Below are 20,245 nucleotides of genomic sequence, written 5' to 3' on the forward strand. Positions count from 1 at the left end.
TTGAACTAAGTCCGGTGCGCTTCTGGGAAACGTCAGGAGAGGCGGACTGCTCGTGCAGCGACCGGCATGTAGAGCCATCGCTCGCTCACGGGCTTGCCGGTTGCGTTGAGAAGGGCATGACCGTAGGACTCGAGCTGGGGGCCGTGCTCGGCCACCAGGTCCTCGTCTCTGGCTGAGCCTCCGGGGTTCGACTTGTGGTCCAGGAGAATCCAGCCGTCTGGCAACTCCACCAGCAAATCGATGCGGCCCCTGATACGAGTGCCGTTCGGGCCATCTGCTTCGATGGGTACCTCGACGTAAACGGGACAGTCGGGCCAGCGCTTGGCTATCCAAGCTTGGAACGCTGAGGTCTGAGTGCACACGGCATCCTTATCTACAGAACCAGCCACGGCCCAGGTCTTCAGAATGCCCTCGACGTCAGGGGGAGAAATACCGCCAAGCACGCCGGCGCGTGCGATACACAGGTGAAGCGCCGTGCCCAGCGATGCCATGTCGGGCTTGCCTGCCAGGCTTAGCCGAACTCCGACGGCGTCGGTCTCGACAACCGTGAATGCACCGCCCGAAGCAGAACTCGGTCGGTGCCACAAAGGTTCGGCCTGCACGCGCGGACGAGTTGCAAACCAGTGGCAAGCCTCGGAGGCTTTGGCAGGTGGCTCCGTTGAGCACTCATCCTTGTTCCAGGACTTAGATAGCCTGGAAAGCTGCTTGCCTTCGGAAGTCGTTATTATTTCTGAGTCACCGAACAACAGCTCGGCTGCACCTTTAATCTCGCCGACCCAGGCGCGGCCCGGCCCTGACCTGCGTACGAAAGATAGTGCGACGTTCATGTCACGTGCGCGGGTCAGGCCCACATATAGCAGACGCTTGTTCTCCGCCAAGGCCTCTGCCTGCATGGCTTGGCCAGTTACGCTGGCTTCGGCATTGAGTGCGGCTTGGGGCTGGGACCGCTTGCCCCAGGTCTTCAGCCAGCAGTGTACGAAGCGGTTGGCGAGCGGCTGCTGCGGATCGAAGCCCCCAACTGTCCTCGCGCGCACGCCCCAAAGTGAACTGCGTGCTGTCGCATCGAGGCTTGTCAGCACAACGATTGGCCACTCCAGCCCCTTGGCCCCGTGATAGGTGAGGACTGAGACCGAGTTGTCTTCTGAAATGGCCCGGTTATCGTCCTCTGCGCTGGCGAGTTCGTCTAGCCAACGAAGCATGCCGCTGACGGTCGCCGGTCGCTTCGCGGCGACACACTCGTCCTCGAAAGTCTTTCCGAGCTCGACCAGTGCCTCGACATTGGACAGCCTATTGCGGCTCTCGTGAGGGGAGGTGGACCATTCGCCGACCCGCCGCACTACTTGGGACTCGGCAGCAGCAAGTCGCAGTACTTCCTGTGGCGTCAAAGCCATTAGCGTTGGACGCAGCTCTTCCAATCGGGCCAGTAGCGGATGGGCGCTCTCACCCTTCGTCAGCCACTCGTGTGACCTCACCCCATCGGTGGCTAGGTATTGCAGCCTGTCTGCAAGCCAGGTCTCGATCGGAGTGCCATCGGCCAGGGTTAGTACCAGCGCCGTGGCGACGGTGTCGGTTGGGTCGTTCATGCGCCTCACACAGGCCATGACATAGATGGCTTCGGCAGTTCCCAATAAACCGGAGCGTGGGCTGGCTGACGGGATGCCCCAGCGGGTGAGCGACGTAACGGAATATTCGACCTGGTCGTTGTAGCGACAAAGCACTCCGATATCGCCGGCCTGAATCGGACGGAGCTCCTCGGTGTCCTTGTCTTCGACCTTGACCCCGGACTCCAGCAGCTCGCGGATGGCCTGGCCAAGACATAGGTAATCCGAGTCGTTTCGGCTGCTCTCGAAGTTCCAGTTCAACAGCGCGGGCTGGTCCGGAATGTCCTTGCGCAGTGGCTGCAACCGAACCTGTTCGGGCGTCAGCTCAGGCTCGAACGCAGAGATGAATAGACCATTAGTGAGCGAGACCAGGCTTTCGTTGGAGCGCCTGGAGGTGTCCAGGGCCTTCCCTACGATTCCGCCCCAGCCCTTGATGGCGTTGAGAACGCCGGAAATGAGGCTTGCGTCAGTTCCGCGAAAGCCATAGATAGCCTGCTTGGGGTCGCCGACCCACACCGACTTCTTAGCCAGCTTGGCCAGCTCGATGAAAAGCGCTAGCTGGAGAGGGCTGGTGTCCTGGAACTCATCAACCATGATGAGATCCAGTTCTGCCGCCAAGACTTCCCGGACAGATGGCTTTGTTCTCAACGCACGTAGCAGCAACACCTCTTGGTCGCTGAAGTCGACGGCACCCAGCGCCTTCTTAGCCTGCTCGTAGGCATTGAGAACGTCGGCGGCGAGGTTGAATATCTGGTCAAGGTACTGGCGGACTTCGGCATGAAAGGCCGGGTGAGACTCGTGGACCTGCGCTGCGGATTTGACTGGCGCCACGATATCTCTGACCTTGGCGCCAGCGTCAAATCCGGCTGCGCCGATCCAGTCGGGCCAGCACCAGCGGCCTTCACGGAAGAGTCGATCTAGCTTCTGGAGTCCCTCTAGGCCTTTTAATAGGTTGTCTGCAACTTTGGCATCGACAGCTTGCTGCTGTTCTACGTATGCCGCTACCCCCTTGTGTGCTTCGGCCAGCGCAGTCGCCAATGCTTCGGTTGGGTCCAGCCCCGTAGCCGGAGCAGGCCAATTCGTGAGCATCGCGTCCGCGTTCTGGGAACCCATCACTCGAAGCTCCTCCGGTCCAATATCGTTGTCGAGTGCGGCCTTAACGACAGCCTCAACAGTCTTGGACCAGTCCGCCTGCTCGATGCCGAACCGCTCTGTGAGCCGAACAAGCTCCGTTTGAGCGTCGGCTTCCATCGACTCGGCAAGTGTAGCTTTGAGCAGTCTCTTGGATTGACCTTCGCCCAATACAGTCTGATCGGGAGACAGGCCCAGCTCAAAGCAGAACCGCTTGAGCATCTGGCCGCAAACGCTATTGACGGTGCCCAAGCGGGCCTGGCCGATAGCTGTGGCCAGGTCGATACGTCCATTTTCAAGCAGCCAGGAGCGGGCACGTTCGCGCAGTTCGGTAGCGGCCTTCACGGTGAAGGTCGTGGCCAATATGGCGTGAGGGCGCGCTGTGCCCGATTCGAGAGCTTGAGCGAGTGTTTCGGTCAGCTTGTAGGTCTTGCCACTGCCGGCGCCTGCACTGATGAATTCGATGTTGTTCATCATTTCCAGCCTCCCAGCAAGATAAGGTGATCTCGATCCCATTTGTTTGGACCGTTGACCGGAAGGGTCCCCTCAGGGCCTTGGAACTCGTCACTCGGTTCTTCCGGAACGACTTCGATGGTCCCCGCATCCAACTGCTGCTTGCGCCACTCCCACGTGGTGCGGGCACGGTCTAGTAGGTTGGAGACGGTTACGCCGTCGGGCGGTCTTCTGACTTGCGCTTTTGGGAAAATGTCGGCAGCGGTGATGTACAGTCCCCCGCTTTCCAGGATGAAATAGCCAAGCGCGGCGGGTGCGACACCGCTTGTTTGCTCTATGAGGCTGGAATAGAGCGCCAACTGTAGGTGCTCACCAGAGCGAAGCAGCCCGGCGTAGTAGGTATCGCCTCTCCACTTTATGTCCACGGCGACAGTTCGCTTGTCACCAAGCGTGACCAAGAGATCAATTTTGCCGATCAGCGGAACTGCTCCCAAGGTTCCTCTGAACTCCACCTCAGTCTGAACCTGAATGGCACCTGCGAGCCTGAGGTGATCGAGGAGACTACCTATGGCTCGTTCGCAAACCTTCCGGAAGTGTTGCTGCGTTACCCCCGCGCCCTGCATGAGTAGTACAGCGCCTTCAGTCAGCAAGAGCGAGTCGGCTTCGGCGCGGAACCAGGCAACGGCATCGGCGTTTGACCAACTCAGGGCATCGTTGTGCGCGAAGAGTTTCTCGAGCACCCGATGAGCGAGGATGCCCAGCAGGCGGTTGCCCTCATCCACCCCCAGGACTGAAGTAGGATCTAGCTTCGCCACTCGTTTCAAAACGAATAGGGCCGCGTCATTGAAGAGCTCGTTGAGCGTAGTAAACGACTGTGAGGCGTCGCCGAGCTGCACGGGATGAGGGAGTTGGATGTGTCGTGGAATAGCGGGCAGCGACTGACGTGCAAGCACCTCGGCAGTTACCCCGAGAAGTGTGGAGTCGAGTGCAATGTCCAGGTCAAGCGAAGCGGACTCGATATCCGGTACGAGCTTCTTAAGAAGCTGGCGAATCGGATGTACTTCTGAACCGGGGGGAGGGTAGACGATGATGAATCTTTTTCTCGCAGCAAGTAGTGGCCGCAGCCACTTCAGTGCTAACGATACAAGCTCACGCGCCGGGTCTCGCAACTGCACACCTAATTGAGTCAGAGCATTCACCTCGGCAGGAGACCAAGGCAGAGGTGAGGGCAGGGCAGGCGTAGATGGCATCCACCAGATCACTTCATCAGCGGCTTCGATGCACGCGGCTGCCGTGCTGGTCGAGCGCATGCAGCCGACATGGGAAACCGCAGCGGGGTTGGTTGCCCCGGCGGGCGTGGCGTGGGCGACCAACTGCTCGACTTGCCGAGGCAGCACCGTGGCCAACCCTTGCCGAGCCAGCTCGATCAATGCTTCATGGACGGCCGCACATTGGCTATGCGCTGCCGTGAAGCTCGCCGCATCAGCGGATTCACCTGAAAGGCGAAGCCGCATAGCCTCCTTCATCCGGGCGACGCGAGCAATCAGTGCATCGACCGGCACTCCATCGGTGCGTGACCAGCGCTCTGACTCCAGCCAGAAGGTAATTTCATCTGCTATTTCCTGGGCATCGTCACCCGCTGCGATCTTGGCCTTAGCCGCCGTCCAGGCTTCGCTCCCAATTCCAGGCTGCTTGGCGACAGCACGAGCGAGCCTGCCTCTCGCAGGACGACTGAATGGGCCAACTGGGTGCGTCAGGAAATCCAGCAGTCGGTTCATGTCTATTGGTTCCCAGCACATTTCCAAGGCAAGGATTAGTGCCTGTAGGGCTGTGCGGAGCTGACTAGGGCGTTCGAACCCGCAGTTGACCCCGCCGGTCGCGGACAGCGACACATCTAGCGAGTCGCCCGCCTCCTCAGCCAGGATCAGCCGGTCGCCGGGGTGGTGCGAGTGCTGTGCGCTCAACCAGTGTTCGGCGGTCGTGGCCGCGAGAGCGTGCACTAGCAAGACACTCCCGTCGGTCTGCACGGTCAGATTGCCCGGGGAGCCTCCAGCCAGAACGGTTAGGGCTTGCTCTTGCAACGCACGAAGTTGGCCTTCTCCCTGTGGCTCGGGAAGTCGGACTTCGACCGCTGGCAGGCGCTCGAGCACCTGCCGCCAGAGAAGCGGGAAATCCTCGGGCGGGTCAACCAGGTGAACTGACTTGATGGGGCCGGGGCCGGACGCACTCAGAGCCTGTATCACCAGGTGCAAGCGATCGGCCTCTCCGGGCGGCAGCGTTTCGAGAGCTGCCTTTTCAATGGCGGCAAGCTCCTGGATTCGCGAAGCATGCTCTGGATTAGCGCTGCCGTCCCAACCGCCAAGCCGCCACTCGTCGCGCCAGGCCAGGAGGCGCGCAGCCGTACCAATACTGTCGGCCTTCAGGGACTCACTGTAAAAGCGCGAGTTGTTGTCATGGACGCGCAGCAGGCCAGAGTAGATGGTCACGCGTCTGGCCTTGGACGCTTCTGGCGCGCTTAGACCAAGGTAGGTCTCCAGCAGGGACAGGAATCCGAGGCGGCCCACTATCGGGGTATTGAAGAAGTTCGTCGGGGACGGACCCTGACGGGTATCCAAGAAAAGGCCAAAAGTGATGTGCATGCTAAGGTTGACTTCCTTGACGACAATCCAATGCAGGCGTCCTATTGCATCTTGTTCCCCTGCTCCTAGTCGACAAGACTAACCGAAAGCAACCATTCACGTACGACGGAAAATTGCTGAGAGCGGCTGTCAGACCACGACTGCCTGTGTGTCAGATATCGCAGCAAGGCAGATAAAGAACTGCGCCTACTGAATTTTTGCTCTTTACCGTTAGCAGCCTTTGTCCAACTAGAGGTCTGGTAAAGCCTGCTGGCCCCCTGGGGTGAGCAGCCGACTTTTGGCAGCGTTTTGAAAAGCGTCGGAGTAATACCTGAATTCAGCTTGGCGACTTACACTTGAAATATTAATTGCACAGGAGGTCTCACTCGGTTGCTCGCGCACTTTGGCAGAGGAGAGCATCTCCTCGGCCTATTTTCACACCGCGGTGTGTGGGAACAACAACGGGTGACTTTTCTAGAAGGGAACTGTTGGACTTCAGGCTGGGGGCATCCTTTTCAAACCATCCAACGTATGCCCTCAGATGTGCCCCCAATGTAGCAATCTACCGGAAGTGAATGGAACTCCATGGTTTGTGGAAAGGCAGAAATGATCAGCTAAACAGCCTGCCCGACAACGCCTAAAGACTCTCAGGATCGCCGAAAAACATCTGAATCCGCGACCGCAACCAACGCTCACCCGGATCATTGTCCTGCGATCCACGCCAGGCCATGTGCAGTTCAAACGTGCGCGTCGGCAATGGCGGATCCTCCGCGCGAACGCCGCCGGCCGCCGTCAACGCATCTGCCGTGTAATCCGGCACGGTCGCCACGATGTCCGTGCCGGCGAGCAACGTGCTCAAGCCATTGAACTGCGGCACCGCCAGCACCACATGGCGCTTGCGCCCCAGTTTCTCCAGTTCCTCATCAATAAAGCCACTGAGGTCGCCGGCGAACGACACCAGCGCATGCGGGCGGGCGCAGTAGTCGTCCAGGCTCAACGGCCCCGGCACGGTATCGGCGCGCAGCAATTTTGGCGCGCTGCGGCGCAGGACCTTGCGCTTGGCATTGGCCGGCAGGTCTGTGGTGTAGCTGACACCAATGGATATCTCGCCGGAAGCCAGCAGGCCGGGCATCAATATGTAGTTGACGCGACGGATCACCAGCACGATTCCCGGCGCCTCCGCGCGCAGGCGCTTGAGCAGCATCGGCAGCAGGGCGAATTCGACGTCATCGGACAAACCGATCCGGAAGACCGAGGTGCTGGTCGCCGGGTCGAATTCGGCTGCACGGCTGACAGCGGTCGAAATCGAATCGAGGGCCGGTGAGAGCAGGGCGAAGATTTCCACCGCGCGGGCGGACGGTTCCATGCTGCGCCCGGTGCGTACAAACAACGGGTCATCGAACAGGCTGCGCAGCCGCGACAGTGCCGCACTGATCGCTGGCTGACCGAGAAAGAGCTTTTCAGCGGCCCGGGTCACACTGCGTTCGTGCATCAATGTTTCGAACACGATCAACAGGTTCAGGTCGACACGACGCAGGTCATTACGATTCATCTGGAGTCCTGGCAGAGTCATCAAGCTTGACGAGAGCGGCCATATGAGAACAATGGCCGGCATGAATCTTACGGGGAAAGGCTGGTACTCTGCACCGGAAAATTCAGCTTGAGTGAGACGTTGGCAGCAGTTTTTTCATGGATTTAGCCAATGCCGCCCCTGGTGCGGAATCAATGACAGGCATGTCGACTATTAATAGCCACTGATAGTCTTGGGTCAAAAGCCCAGATAGAGTTCAGGGCATTAGAGGTTACTTTGACGAGGTTTGCGATGTCCCGCACGATCCGTTTTCACAAGTTTGGTCCGGCCGAGGTGCTCAAATGCGAAGAGCATGCGGCCGCTCAGCCAGGTCCTGGCGAAGTGCAAGTGCGTGTCGAGGCAATCGGCATCAGCTGGTACGACACCCTGTGGCGTCAGAACCTGGCGTCGTCCCAAGCGCGTCTGCCATCGGGTCTCGGCCATGAAATGGCCGGTGTCGTCACTGCAGTCGGTGCCGATGTCGAGGACCTGTCCGTCGGTGACAAGGTTGCCAGTTTCCCGGCTGAAAGCCCGAACGACTACCCGGTTTACGGCGAGTCGATCGTACTGCCGCGTACCGCGCTGACCCGCTATCCGGATGTACTCAGCCCGATCGAAGCCAGCGTGCACTACACGCCGCTGCTGATCGCCTACTTTGCCTACGCCGATCTGGCACGGGTCAAGCCGGGCCAGTTCGCGCTGGTCACTGACGCCAGCCATTGCGCCGGTCCTTCGTTTGTCCAGCTGGGCAAGGCGATGGGCGTGCGGGTGATTGCCGCGACCAAAGAAGCCGAAGAGCGCGAGTACCTGCTGTCCTTGGGCGCAGAAAAGGTCATCGTTACTGAAGAGGAAGATCTGTTGATGCGAATCAACAAGATCACTGACAACCGTGGTGTCGACGTGGTGTTCGACGGTCTCGGTGGCCCGCAGATGTCGCTGTTGGGCGATGTGCTGGCGCCGCGTGGCAGCCTGGTGTTGTACGGTTTGCAAGGCGGCAACCAGACACCGTTCCCGGCCTGCGCAGCGTTCCAGAAGAACATCCAGTTCTTCGTGCACTGCATCGGCAACTTCACCGGCAAACCGGAACTGGGCATCACTCAGGATCACGTCGCCTTGCAACGTGCCTTGCGTGACATCAACCAGCTGACCGCTGACCGCGTGCTGCTGCCGCTCAAAACCCGTGTATTCCCGTTCAACGAGTTTGTCGAAGCGCATCGCTACATGGACGAATGCCCATGCCGCGAGCGGGTTGCCCTGCAAGTCGAACCGGCGTAAGCCTTTCAATCAGAGTCCGTGGCCCCACGGACTCTTGTGCGTTTACCTTCCCACCTGAAAAGCAGAGCTTGCTGGGGCTGCGCCCGGGACCGTTCAGCAACTGAACTGGTTTTTGCTCACCATCTGTATCTTCTAATCACAATGTAAGCCCTGATAATTGAATGATTACTTTCATCTCAAGGAATGAGCCATGGCTGTGCATTCAATTTGTCCTGTTCGATATAAAACGGCTAAAACCGTTTGTCGCGCCAACTTCTGTTTAATTGTTGTAGGGCTATTCGGAAACTGCTTCTCTTTTTCTTGTACTCACTTGGTGTGGGATGCTGTGGGAAATTTCCTAGGATCGAGTTTCAGAAAAAATATCTCAGCAAATACAGGGCTTTGAGGCTGTTATTCGACGATTAAGGGTGGTTTTTCAGTTCAAGTGTTTCAAATAACTTCAAACTTGTAAGTGTTAGCATCTGAGCGTCTATTACTTATTGATCAATTGTCGCCTGACTGATGCGTCAGTCCGCGCGCCATGAAACTTTCGATACCGGGTAAATACCGATGAGCACTATCCATGATCAGGCAATGAATTATGTCTACCAGCAAGTTTTGCAACGTTTGCTGAGTTTCTTCTCGCGCGCAGAACGCACGGCGCTGCAGCTGCTGATCCAGCGACTGGCAGTGGCCGCCGGCGGCATGGAGAACATCGGTCATTTCAAGGTGCTGGTGAACCAGTCAGGGTCGCGCGACAGTTGTTACACGCTGGCCCTGCTACGGGCTGCGCAGTTGACCATCGCTGGCCGTTCGCCCGCGACCTTTCAGTTGCGGGTGGCCAACCTGCGCTGGAACGGCAGCAGCCAGACATCCCTGCAAAACATGCACCGCAGCTACAGCGCACTGTTTCTGTATGACGATCCCCGGGTAGAGCTGGTGATGGTCGATCATCGCGAGGTGTTGCCGTTTGATCATCAGCTTCCCATAAGCGCAGCTGGTCGCGAAGCCAACCGTATCAACCTGCTGTTGATCGGCCATCGACGAACCTGGAACGAAACGCTCGAATTATGGGATGACGCTTATCTGGCCACTGCCGAGTTTTATGGCCAGGTTGCCCGCTGGAACAACGGTGTCGATGCCATGGTTGGCAGTGAGTCCCCGCGTCGGCAAAACCACTTCCTCGAAGGACTGGGCCGTGCAGTGCAGAAGGCCGCAATTACCGCGCCGCAGGTGAGTCCGTTCGGCTTTGAAATGCTGTTTACGCTGCTCGATGGGCTGGGCGGTGATTATTACCGTGAGTTCTATCCCGAAGAGGAGCGGGTGGCCTGGCGTCCCGAAGATCAATTCGAGGCGTGTCGGCGTACCAGCTTTATCAGCATCAACGACATGATTGTCGGCAAGCTCGAAGAGCGCTGGCCCTTGCTGAGTGATTTTCTGGGGTTTCAGGCTGACGACCTGACGCTTTATCAGGGTGATGACGAGCACGTAGAGCCTGTGGTGGCTGGGCATTTACGAGGTTTGCAGGCGCAATTCATCGAGGGGCGGACCTATGAGGACGGCGTCGGCGATTACCTGCAAAGCAGTCTGACGACGATGCGGCAAAAACAGGTCCCCGAACCGGTATGCGAACAGTTGCTCGCCAGCTTCGACAATCTGCAGGAGCCCGGGCATCTGCGCGCGCAGGCAGAAAGCGCTCTGTTGACCAATTTTGAACTGAATGAAATCCAGCTGACGTGCCTGTTGTTTTCACCCTTCATTAATGCGGGTGCCGGACTAGAGCGATTCTTGCGCAATTGTCACCCCGGTATGCTGGTGGCATTGCCGGATCTGCACCGGGCCATGCAGGGCCTGCATGCGCCGGAACAGGTCATGAAATGGATGACGGATGTCAGTGGGCTGCCGGTCAGGTTGATTGTGCGTCTGTATGCAATGGGGCCGGTTCGTATGTCTGCACCTGGAGAAGCGGCTGCGCAGAGCCTCGCTCCGGCTGCTGCTGATCGCTCGGCGGAAGGTTGATCGTGATCTGTTTGCCTGGAGATGACCCCATGCCCACGGATACGGGCTCGTGAAGCCGACAAAGGAGAATGACTTCGTTTATCAGGCGGTTTATCGATATCTGACGCTGCTGATAGAAGAGGCGGGGACTAGCGCGGCGGTGCGCCTGCCCTCACTCCGACAATTGTCTGACCGGCTCAATGTGTCGATCTCGACTGTCCAGTACGCCTACTCGCTGCTGGAAAAGGAAGGTCGAGTCTATTCAATTGCCAAGTCCGGGTACTACGCGCAAGCGCTGCACATGATGGATTCGCCGGACAGTGGCAGTGATTTGCTGGAAACCGTTTACGTCAATGCCAGGCGCCCGGGCATGTGCGTGCTGAGCGCCGATGAACCGGCCTCGCTACAACCGCTGGACAGTCCGTTACTGATGCTGGAGCGGGAACTGCTGCGTCAGTATCCCCGTCAGCCGCACGCGTTGGTGCAACCTTGTGGGGAGCTGGAATTGCGGACGGTGCTGGCCGCCCGTTACACCTCGTCCACGGCCAATTACTGGCGTGCGGATGACGTCTACATCGGCGCAGACCTGCGCGGTGTATTGGAGATTCTGGTTTCCGTGCTCGAGTTGCGTCGGGCCACTGTGGTCGTCGAATCGCCCTGTGACTGGGTGATCTTGCGTCTGCTGGAAGCCGCTGAGGTGAGGGTTATCGAGCTGCCGCTGCTGCCCGACGGCGTGATTGATCTGCAGCGGCTGGAATCGTTGCTCAACAGCGAGACAGTGCGTTTGATGCTTTTGTCGTCAGTGTTGAGCATGCCCCGGGGCAGTCTTCAGCCGCTGAACAACCAACAGGCAGTCGCGCATTTGCTTGGGCGTCATGGTATCTGGGTGCTGGAAAACGATTGTTACAGCGAACTCCATGAAGCCACTGATGCGCAACGGTTGCGCGACTGGCTGGACCCCGATCGGTTACTGGTGTTTTCCACATTCGAGAAGTTCGTCGGAGCCGAGGCGCCTTTCGGTTATGTGTTGTCGCGTCATTGGCGCAATGAGCTGCAGCGCCATTTCCTCTTGCGCGCGTTTCGGCTGTCACCGATTCGCCAGAAAGCCATTGCCAGGTTGTTGGGGGGAGGTCGGCTGGATCAGCATCTATTGGTATTGCGGCGAATGCTCAAGGAGCGTCGTACGCAATTGATCGAGTTGTTGCGCGAGCGTCTTGGCGATGCGATGCAGGTTGTCGAACCCCAGGGTGGCGCGACCGTGTGGGTGCATTCACTGCGACCGGTGAACATGGCGCAGGTCTTCCAGTGCCTGCTGAGGCAGCAGATCGTTATTGCACCTGGCGAGCTGTTCAGCCTGCACGGCCTGTATGCGCACCATCTGCGGTTGAGCCCCCTGAGCCATGGTGACCATGACCTGGCCAGTGTGGTCGGGCTGATCGGTGACGCCTTGCGCCTTGCGCCAGCAGACTAACGTTAAAAAACATCGGGAGACGCCCGGATAGATCCCATCGCACTGCGGTCAAACTGCCAGTAAACTGCGCTCTATTCCTGAACCACTCTATTTCAGAGGTTTTGCATGACACTCAGTCCTTTTGCGGGCAAACCGGCACCGGCAGAATTGTTGGTCGATATCCCGCGACTGGTAACGGCTTACTACACCGGACAGCCCGACGCCTCGATTTCCACTCAGCGTGTGGCGTTCGGTACATCCGGGCACCGGGGCAGCTCGTTCGACTTGAGTTTCAACGAGTGGCACGTTCTGGCCATCAGCCAGGCGATCTGCCTGTACCGCGAAGCACAAGGGATTACCGGGCCGCTGTTTGTCGGCATCGACACGCATGCACTGTCGACCCCGGCCGGCGCCAGCGCGCTGGAAGTCCTGGCCGCCAACGGTGTGACCGTGATGATCGCCGAAGGTGACGAGTACACGCCGACACCCGCCATTTCCCACGCCATTCTCTGCTACAACCGTGGACGCACCTCGGGCCTGGCGGACGGCATCGTCATCACGCCGTCGCACAACCCGCCACAAAGCGGTGGTTACAAATACAACCCCACCAACGGCGGGCCGGCCGACACCCACATCACCAAGTGGATCGAAGCCAAGGCCAATGAATTGCTGGCCAACAAGCTGGCAGGTGTGAAGCGCATCAGCTACGAGCAGGCGCTCAAGGCCAGTACCACGCACCGTCACGACTACGTGAACACTTACGTGGCTGACCTGATCAACGTGATCGACTTCGATGCCATCCGTGACGCCAAACTGCGTCTGGGCGTTGATCCGCTGGGCGGAGCAGGGGTGCGCTACTGGTCGGCGATTGCCGAGCATTACCGCCTGGATCTGCAAGTGGTCAACAAGGAAGTCGATGCGACGTTCCGGTTCATGACCGTTGACTGGGATGGCCAGATTCGTATGGATCCGTCGTCGAGCCACGCGATGCAGGGCCTGATCGGCCTGAAAGAGCGTTTCGACGTTGCCTTCGCTTGCGACCCTGATCACGACCGCCACGGCATCGTCACGCCGTCCGGTGGTCTGCTCGCGCCGAACAATTATCTGGCCGTTTCGATCGATTACCTGTTCCAGAACCGCCCGCAATGGCGCGCGGATGCCGGCGTGGGTAAAACCGTCGTCAGCAGCGGTCTGATCGATCGCGTTGCCAAACGCCTGGGTCGTCGTCTGTACGAAGTTCCGGTTGGTTTCAAATGGTTCGCAGACGGCCTGTTTGATGGCTCGCTGGGTTTTGGCGGCGAGGAGAGTGCGGGTGCCTCGTTCCTGCGCAAGGACGGCGGTGTGTGGAGCACCGACAAGGACGGTCTGATCCCGGCATTGTTGGCCGCCGAGATGACCGCGCGCACCGGTCGCGATCCGAGCCAGGCCTACAAGGCATTGACCGATGAGTTGGGTGAACCGTTCTCGGTACGCGTCGACGCCAAGGCCAACCCTGAGCAGAAAGCGCTGCTGAGCAAGTTGTCGCCTGCACAGGTCACTTCGACTGAGCTGGCCGGCGAGAAAATCCAGAGCATTCTCAGTCATGCACCGGGCAACGATCAGGCGATTGGCGGTCTGAAAGTGATGACGGAAAACGGCTGGTTCGCCGCGCGTCCGTCGGGTACGGAAGACATCTACAAGATCTACGCCGAAAGCTTCATCAGTGACGACCACCTCAAGCAATTGGTCGTAGAGGCACAGGCGCTGGTGGATGGCGCCATTTCCGGCTGATGTTGTTGGCGAGCGCATGAAAAAGGGCAACCATATGGTTGCCCTTTTTTTTGCCTGCCATTCGAGCGATCAGGCCAGATCCACCAGGACAATTTCACTGTCCTCAATGGCTGTGACGCTCAGCACTCGTTCATGCGCTACCGCCACGCCGTCTCGAGCTTGCGCGCGCAAGCCGTTCACTTCAATTGCGCCGGTGGCCGGCACCAGATACGCGCGACGCTTTTCATCCAGATGATATTCCGCAGTTTCCCCAGCCTTGAGATTGGCCGCGACCAACCTTGCATCGGCTCGAATCCGCAGACTCTGGTCATCACCTTGCTTGCCGCTGGCCAGCGTGACAAAACCTTCGCGCAGGCCTTTGGGGAACGGTTTGGCGCCCCACGATGGCGGTGCGCCGGTTTCCGTTGGCAGGATCCAGATCTGAAAGATCTTGGTGTCCTTCGCTTCCAGGTTGTATTCGCTGTGTGCGATGCCGGTGCCGGCGCTCATCACCTGGACGTCGCCAGCCTCGGTGCGGCCCTTGTTGCCCAGGTTGTCCTGGTGAGTAATCGCACCTTCACGGACATACGTGATGATTTCCATGTCGCGATGCGGATGCTGCGGGAAGCCAGTGCCGGCAGCGATCACGTCATCGTTCCACACTCGCAGGTTGCCCCAGCTCATGCGCTGCGGGTCGTAGTACTCGGCGAACGAAAAGTGGTGATGGGCATCCAGCCAGCCGTGATGGGCGCCGCCCAGCGAGCTGAAAGGTCTGAGTTCAAGCATGATCGTCTCCTCAAAAGGTTCGTCATGGGGTGTGAGTGGTTGCACCCAACGCGAGACCGGTGGTTTATGACGGCGATCATCTATCAGTTAATAATCGATAAAAAGCGTAAAAAGTGCGGCGTTATGATCGAAATGCCCGATAAGAAAAACACTCGAAAGCGTCTCATCTGACCTTCAGTTCATCGCCTAAACCAATGACCTGTAAGCATTTCGCTAGAACTGAACGGCAAATACAGACACCATAGCCGCAACAGCCTCACACACTGGAGCCCGTCAGCGTGGCGCAACACACCCCCGATCTTCCTCCCGAACTTCGCCCCTTGGCCGAGATGCCCTGGTTCAAACGCCTGGCTGCACGCTTGTTCGGCCACGGCTTGACCCGTCTGCGCGCACAGCACCGCGCCTCGTGGTTGCACGGTCAGGCCGACGGCTTCCGCAGCGGCCACACCGCTGGTGTTGAATATGGTTTTAAGGAAGGCAAGCTTGAGGGGCTGGAAGAGGGCCGCCAGGTGCTGCTGATTCGTGACAGTCGCAGCACTGAGCATCGTCCGCCTGGCGTCGATAATCATCTGTTCGACGATTGGCGCCTGCCGCTGACGGCCGAGCTGAAAAAGCGCATGAAGGCCGATGTTGCCCGTTTGTTGCCTGAACATGCACAGCCAAGCACCGCGCAATGGAAGATGATTTTCAGCGAAACCCCGTCAACCTCAGTGGTCGCCGGCGCTGGAGCAGGCAAGTCCACCACGCTGGTCCTGCGTATCCTGTTGCTCAACCACTATCTGGGTTTTGAGCTGGATTCGATGACCGTGGTGACCTTCACCCGCGAGTCGCGCAAGGATTTCATCAACAAACTGATCGAGCTGTTCGCGCTCTGGGGGCAGGCGCTGAACTTGCGTCAGGCACGTGAACTGGTGCGCACATTCCACTCGCGCATTCTGCCGATGGTGCGCAGCTTGCCGGGTTTCGAGCGCTTGCAGGCTTTTGAAAACCTCAGTCACCGCGCACAAGGTGATGAGCAGGAGGTCGACAGTAACCCGTTCGATCTGCGCATCAACGACGCGCAACGTCAGCAACTCAACGCCTGCTATCACCGCTTGTTCAACGAGGACGAGCGGTTTCGACATTTGATTCAGCCACTGTCCCGCGCCGGTTTGCAGCTCAAGGAGCTGGAGCGTGATCACCCGGATGTGCAGAAACGCGTCGCGGTAACGGAGCTGGCGGCGCGGCGCGACGAGGAGTTGTGCGACGTCATTGAAGATCTGTGGTTCCGCGCTGGCGCGTGGCCGATCAAGGGCATAGAACCGAACCGGCAGAGTTTCGATATCAACGGCGCGAAGTTTCATTGCCACGGCTACATTCCGAGCCTGGATGCCTGGGTGGTGCTCGGCTTCGATCCACGGGAAAACCCGCAAACGAGTCGGCCAAACGCCAAGCTGAGCGTGCGCGCAGAGTGGGCTGTCAAACGCACACTGTTTCAAGCTTTCTGCCGTAAGCCATTGATTTGGCTGGATAGTTACGAGTCGTCAAAACGCGTTCTGGCAACGCTGGCGGGCGATGCCAGTGCCGGGCCGGGCTTCGATTACAAGGTCAAAGGTGAACTGGCTTCCGCGCCGTTGCTTGACTGTTTCGTGGCGGCGGCAGGCTTTATCGAGAACCTCGGCCTGGACGTGCCTGACGCGGTCGGTCGCATGAACTTTGCCAAGGACGACCCGGACCGTTTCTTCTTTGAGGCCCTGAGTCTGTTCTGGCGCGCCTTTGAAGATCATCTGCTCGATCAGAAACCGCCGATCATGACCTACAACCGCATGTTCGCGCTGTTCAGCGAGCATTCACCGGAAAATCTAAAGCTGTTGAGCGACGCGTTACTCAGGCCGTTGTCGCACCTGATGATCGACGAATTTCAGGACGTTTCACCGCAGATCGTCTCGTGGATTCGCGCCAGCCTCACGGAAATCCGCAGCCGCGGCCCGGCCATGCACGTCGGGCGGGGCGCGCAGCGTTCCTCGCTGCTGTGCGTCGGTGATGACTGGCAGTCGATTTATGGTTGGCGCGGCAGTTCGCCGAGTTATTTCATGGCGTTCGACAAGGAGTTCCCGTCGCCGAGCACCACGCGGGTGATGCTCAGTGATAACTACCGCAGCCACCAGTACATCATTGATGCCGCCGAACACATCGTTCGCGCGGCGCCGGCAATCCCGGGGAAAAAAGCCAAGGCCAGTGGCGCACCGAAGCCGTTGCAACCGGTCAATGTGCTGGAGCGCGACGATCAGGCCTTGGGCCAGCGCCTCGCCGAACACTATCGTCAGGGCCATTCGATCTTGATGCTTTATCGAAAAAGCAGCGATAAGTTATTGATTGAAGAGCATATTCAGGCAGTAGTTAATGTGGATTCGAGCTTGCCGTATGAAGCGCGCCGCCTGAAGCAACTGACCTACCACAGCGCCAAAGGCTTGCAGGCGGATGCGGTGTTTTTGCTCGGTGACTGTCAGCACTTGACCAGTTCGCCTTACAAAAATCAGGTCTATCGCATGGCCGGGCTAGGCAAGTCGGGCGACAGCGAGCCCTATGACAGCGCGCAAAAGGACGAGATCCTGCGCCTGGCCTATGTCGGCATCACGCGGGCGGTCAGCCATTGCTACTGGTATGTCGACCCACAGGAGGCGCAAGCAGTGAACATGCCCCGGGCGTCCGACCGAGTGGTCAAAGACAAGCCGTTCTTCGTTGATCACCGCACCGCCAAGCAAACCGCGTAAGCACAAAAAAGCCCGCATCGCTGCGGGCTTTTCGTTTTAAATCATAAACTTATGCGTAACTCTTGAGAGTCTCTGGAGGAATAAACGCTTCCAGCTCATCCTCCACAGCCTCGATGATTCGTTCGACATCTGCCGCATTCATCACCGTCGCGCACGGGATGCCAGCGATGGCGATCATGGTTTCGCCGCTGGCGCGATCGAACAGACGGGCGATCATGCTGCCTGGCGCGTCCATCGTTGCCTCGAAACCCATCGGATGAAAATGCCAACGCATCAACTGGCATGCGTTGGGGAACGTGACTTTGCTCGACCCTTTATTCATGTGTTGCCCGCCTTCTTCATCGAGCGCTTCCGTTTGCTCATGTTAGGTGGGAAGAGCCTTCATTGGCTCAACCGGTGACTGACGTTAAAAGTAGCATCCGCATGTGAATTTTCTGTGAGATTTTTCAGTTCATTTTGCGATTGCTTCGCATTTTTTGATGTAAGTCACGGCCTACGCAATCATCGCCAAAACGCCACTACGGATTAATCGTTGAAGCCTGTAGCGAACTTGGGCAAGCTCGGTTCTTTTGCGCCGAGCCCTTTATGCACGCCGACGATGACGGCCCAGAACAGACCCAAGCCACGGCGGCTACGGTCATGCGCTATCACCTGAGCTGGAAGCACCGTGACCTGGACAGCGTCATGGCGCTGTATCACCCGGACATCCAGTACAACGATTTCTTCCAGAACCGCGTGCTTGGACTCGACGAGTTGCGCGAGTACGTGCGCGTCAGCATGCCGCGAGAATCCGACGAACTGCTTGAGCATTGCGACCGTATTCGCGTCGACGGCAACACCGCGTTCATTCAATACGAAGTCACCTTGCGCGGCGGTGACGGTCTGGTGTCGTTTCGCTCCAGTGAGGCGCTCACGGTCAAGGAAGGGCTGATCTGGCGCGTCAACGAGTACGCCTCGCTGGTGCGCACGCAAACGGCGGGCACGCCCTCGTCAAGTCAGCGCCCGGCAGTCAGTCGCCTGGGTCTGTCGCCGCGCCAGTTGAGTTTTATGGCCGAAGATCTGCAGCAGTATTTCGAAAAGCAGCAACCGTACCTTGACCCCGAACTCGACCTGCAGCGGGTGGCGAAGGAGTGCGGGTACAGCCGCAATCAGATTTCCTATCTGCTCAATCAAGTGCTCGGGCAAAGCTTCTATCGCTACGTCAATCAGGCGCGCCTGCAACATCTGTTGCGTTCGCTGGACAACGCCACGCCGCCGGTGCGCATCGATGAGCTGGCCTTCGCCGCCGGTTTCAATTCGCTGTCGGCGTTCTATAGCTGTTTCCGTCAGCACACCGGCCAGTCACCCAAGGCTTACGCGAAACAAATTTCTTTGCGGACACGCGCGCAAGACATCCACTGAGCACAGCCACTAGGATCGACGCCATCGAAGAATTTCAGTGGCGGAGTCTTGCATGCCGGCGTGGCGCACTATCAGTTTATGGATGGATCAACTCGATGAGCCGCTGACCGCGCGGCCCGAGCTGGAGCGAGATCTGGACGTCGACGTGGCAATCATCGGCGCCGGGTACACCGGGCTGTGGACGGCGTACTACCTGAAGAAGCTCGCCCCCGGTCTGGATATCGCCATTGTCGAGGCGCAAACGGCCGGTTTCGGCGCCTCAGGACGCAATGGCGGCTGGCTGATGGGCAATCTGCTTGGCGAAGATCGCTTGCTGGCCGGGTTGTCGCCCGAGCAGCGCCGCGCTTCTTTTGATCTGCTGCACAGCATTCCCGATGAAGTGGAAGTCGTCCTCGAACGCGAAGGCATTGACTGCGATTACCGCAAGGGCGGCGTGCTGTATTGCGCGGCGCGTTACCCGGAACAGGAAACCTCCCTGCGCGAGTACTTGGGCAAACTGCACGCCCAAGGCCTGACCGACGCCGATTACCGCTGGCTCAGCCCTGAACAACTGGCCCAGCAGATTCGCGTCGCCAAGCCTTATGGCGGGATTTACGGGCCGCATGTAGCGACCATTCATCCGGCGAAACTGGTGCGCGGTCTGGCGCGCACCGTGCAGAACATGGGCGTGAAGATCTACGAAAACAGCCCGGTCACCCATTGGCAGTCGGGCAGTCTACGCACGGCGAAAGCCAGCGTGCGCAGTCGCTGGATCGTGCCGGCCGTTGAAGGTTATTCGGTGACCTTGCCGCCGCTGGGCCGCTATCAGTTGCCGGTGCAAAGCCTGATCGTTGCCACCGAGCCATTGTCTGCCGCGACCTGGGACGAAATCGGCCTCAGCCGTGGCCAGGCGTTCAGCGAATTCAGCCGCCAGGTCACTTATGGCCAGCGCAGTGCCGACAATCGTCTGATCTTCGGCGCGCGGGGCGGATATCAGTTCGCCGGCAAGTTGCGTCACAACTTTGATCTGACCCGCGATGAGGTCGAGCTGCGCCGCTATCTGTTTGGCGAACTGTTTCCGCAACTGAAAAACGTGCAGATCACCCACGCTTGGGGCGGCAACCTCGGCATGTCCCGGCATTTCAAGCCGCACATGCTTTGCGATCGCGCCAATGGCATCGCGCTGTCCGGCGGTTATGGCGGGGAGGGCGTCGGCGCGAGCAATCTCGGTGGGCGCACCCTGGCCGACCTGATTCTTGAGCGCGACACCGAACTGACTCAGCAGCCGTGGGTGTTGCCGGACGGCGGCATTCATGCGCTGCGCGCGTGGGAGCCGGAGCCGTGTCGCTGGCTCGGTTACAACGCGATCATCAAAAGTTTCGTCCACGAAGACCAGACCCTGGCCAACCCGGCGACCGCACCATGGCGGCGCAAACTTGCCAGCCAGGTCGCGGGCTTCATGGAAGGTTTCATGCACTGAGCGCCGATTTACTTCAAGAAAG

At 58.9% G+C, this 20,245-nt stretch carries 12 protein-coding genes; 7 read left to right on the forward strand and 5 right to left on the reverse strand.

Features of this window, described 5'->3' with window-relative positions; all coding sequences use genetic code 11:
- Positions 1–32: 32 nt before the first annotated feature.
- The 3 genes from QZR14_RS01140 to QZR14_RS01150 form a co-directional block, all read right to left on the reverse strand.
- Positions 33–3,209 (reverse strand): UvrD-helicase domain-containing protein, encoded by a 3,177-nt coding sequence (locus QZR14_RS01140; RefSeq protein ID WP_236188319.1) that lies wholly within the window; start codon positions 3,207–3,209, stop codon positions 33–35.
- Positions 3,206–5,824, reverse strand: coding sequence for a PD-(D/E)XK nuclease family protein (locus QZR14_RS01145; RefSeq protein ID WP_311995650.1), 2,619 nt, complete (start codon positions 5,822–5,824; stop codon positions 3,206–3,208). The genes QZR14_RS01140 and QZR14_RS01145 overlap by 4 nt, the downstream gene beginning before the upstream one ends.
- Before the next feature lie 616 nt (positions 5,825–6,440).
- Entirely contained in the window at positions 6,441–7,355 is a 915-nt protein-coding gene (locus QZR14_RS01150; protein WP_311995651.1) for a LysR family transcriptional regulator, read from the reverse strand.
- Positions 7,356–7,625: 270 nt separating this feature from the next.
- Here QZR14_RS01150 and QZR14_RS01155 point away from each other — a divergent pair, with 270 nt between their 5' ends.
- The 4 genes from QZR14_RS01155 (at position 7,626) to pgm (ending at position 13,845) form a co-directional block, all read left to right on the forward strand.
- Positions 7,626–8,648 (forward strand): zinc-dependent alcohol dehydrogenase family protein, encoded by a 1,023-nt coding sequence (locus tag QZR14_RS01155; protein ID WP_007914918.1) that lies wholly within the window; start codon positions 7,626–7,628, stop codon positions 8,646–8,648.
- A gap of 549 nt (positions 8,649–9,197) precedes the next feature.
- Positions 9,198–10,646 carry a hypothetical protein gene (locus QZR14_RS01160; protein ID WP_311995652.1) on the forward strand — a complete coding sequence of 483 codons (1,449 nt, stop codon included), beginning with the start codon at positions 9,198–9,200 and terminating at the stop codon, positions 10,644–10,646.
- 49 nt (positions 10,647–10,695) lie between these two features.
- Entirely contained in the window at positions 10,696–12,096 is a 1,401-nt protein-coding gene (locus tag QZR14_RS01165; protein ID WP_311995653.1) for an aminotransferase-like domain-containing protein, read from the forward strand.
- Between the two features lie 105 nt (positions 12,097–12,201).
- Positions 12,202–13,845, forward strand: a complete 1,644-nt coding sequence (gene pgm, locus QZR14_RS01170) for a phosphoglucomutase (alpha-D-glucose-1,6-bisphosphate-dependent) (protein WP_311995654.1) — start codon at positions 12,202–12,204, stop codon at positions 13,843–13,845.
- A gap of 69 nt (positions 13,846–13,914) precedes the next feature.
- On the opposite strand, the gene QZR14_RS01175 is transcribed toward pgm, so the two are convergent.
- Positions 13,915–14,610 carry a pirin family protein gene (locus QZR14_RS01175; protein WP_311995655.1) on the reverse strand — a complete coding sequence of 232 codons (696 nt, stop codon included), beginning with the start codon at positions 14,608–14,610 and terminating at the stop codon, positions 13,915–13,917.
- Positions 14,611–14,888: 278 nt separating this feature from the next.
- Between QZR14_RS01175 and QZR14_RS01180 the strand changes: the two genes are divergently transcribed.
- Complete coding sequence (locus QZR14_RS01180) at positions 14,889–17,363, forward strand: UvrD-helicase domain-containing protein (protein ID WP_311995656.1); 2,475 nt, start codon at positions 14,889–14,891, stop codon at positions 17,361–17,363.
- A 49-nt stretch (positions 17,364–17,412) separates the two neighbouring features.
- On the opposite strand, the gene QZR14_RS01185 is transcribed toward QZR14_RS01180, so the two are convergent.
- Entirely contained in the window at positions 17,413–17,685 is a 273-nt protein-coding gene (locus tag QZR14_RS01185) for a DUF1652 domain-containing protein (RefSeq protein ID WP_250605215.1), read from the reverse strand.
- Positions 17,686–17,948: 263 nt separating this feature from the next.
- Here QZR14_RS01185 and QZR14_RS01190 point away from each other — a divergent pair, with 263 nt between their 5' ends.
- Positions 17,949–18,764 carry a helix-turn-helix domain-containing protein gene (locus QZR14_RS01190; protein ID WP_311995657.1) on the forward strand — a complete coding sequence of 272 codons (816 nt, stop codon included), beginning with the start codon at positions 17,949–17,951 and terminating at the stop codon, positions 18,762–18,764.
- A 52-nt stretch (positions 18,765–18,816) separates the two neighbouring features.
- Positions 18,817–20,223, forward strand: a complete 1,407-nt coding sequence (locus tag QZR14_RS01195; RefSeq protein ID WP_311995658.1) for an NAD(P)/FAD-dependent oxidoreductase — start codon at positions 18,817–18,819, stop codon at positions 20,221–20,223.
- Positions 20,224–20,245 lie beyond the last annotated feature (22 nt).

The organism is Pseudomonas sp. rhizo66, assembly GCF_031931925.1.
Lineage (GTDB): Bacteria > Pseudomonadota > Gammaproteobacteria > Pseudomonadales > Pseudomonadaceae > Aquipseudomonas.

Excerpts from the sequence above, each read along its gene's own strand:
- QZR14_RS01185 (WP_250605215.1), bottom strand. The coding sequence starts at position 17,685 with ATGAATAAAGGGTCGAGCAAAGTCACGTTCCCCAACGCATGCCAGTTG.
- QZR14_RS01195 (WP_311995658.1), top strand. The coding sequence starts at position 18,817 with ATGCCGGCGTGGCGCACTATCAGTTTATGGATGGATCAACTCGATGAG.
- QZR14_RS01155 (WP_007914918.1), top strand. The coding sequence starts at position 7,626 with ATGTCCCGCACGATCCGTTTTCACAAGTTTGGTCCGGCCGAGGTGCTC.
- QZR14_RS01160 (WP_311995652.1), top strand. The coding sequence starts at position 9,198 with ATGAGCACTATCCATGATCAGGCAATGAATTATGTCTACCAGCAAGTT.
- QZR14_RS01190 (WP_311995657.1), top strand. The coding sequence starts at position 17,949 with ATGCACGCCGACGATGACGGCCCAGAACAGACCCAAGCCACGGCGGCT.
- QZR14_RS01140 (WP_236188319.1), bottom strand. The coding sequence starts at position 3,209 with ATGATGAACAACATCGAATTCATCAGTGCAGGCGCCGGCAGTGGCAAG.
- QZR14_RS01145 (WP_311995650.1), bottom strand. The coding sequence starts at position 5,824 with ATGCACATCACTTTTGGCCTTTTCTTGGATACCCGTCAGGGTCCGTCC.
- QZR14_RS01175 (WP_311995655.1), bottom strand. The coding sequence starts at position 14,610 with ATGCTTGAACTCAGACCTTTCAGCTCGCTGGGCGGCGCCCATCACGGC.
- pgm (WP_311995654.1), top strand. The coding sequence starts at position 12,202 with ATGACACTCAGTCCTTTTGCGGGCAAACCGGCACCGGCAGAATTGTTG.
- QZR14_RS01150 (WP_311995651.1), bottom strand. The coding sequence starts at position 7,355 with ATGAATCGTAATGACCTGCGTCGTGTCGACCTGAACCTGTTGATCGTG.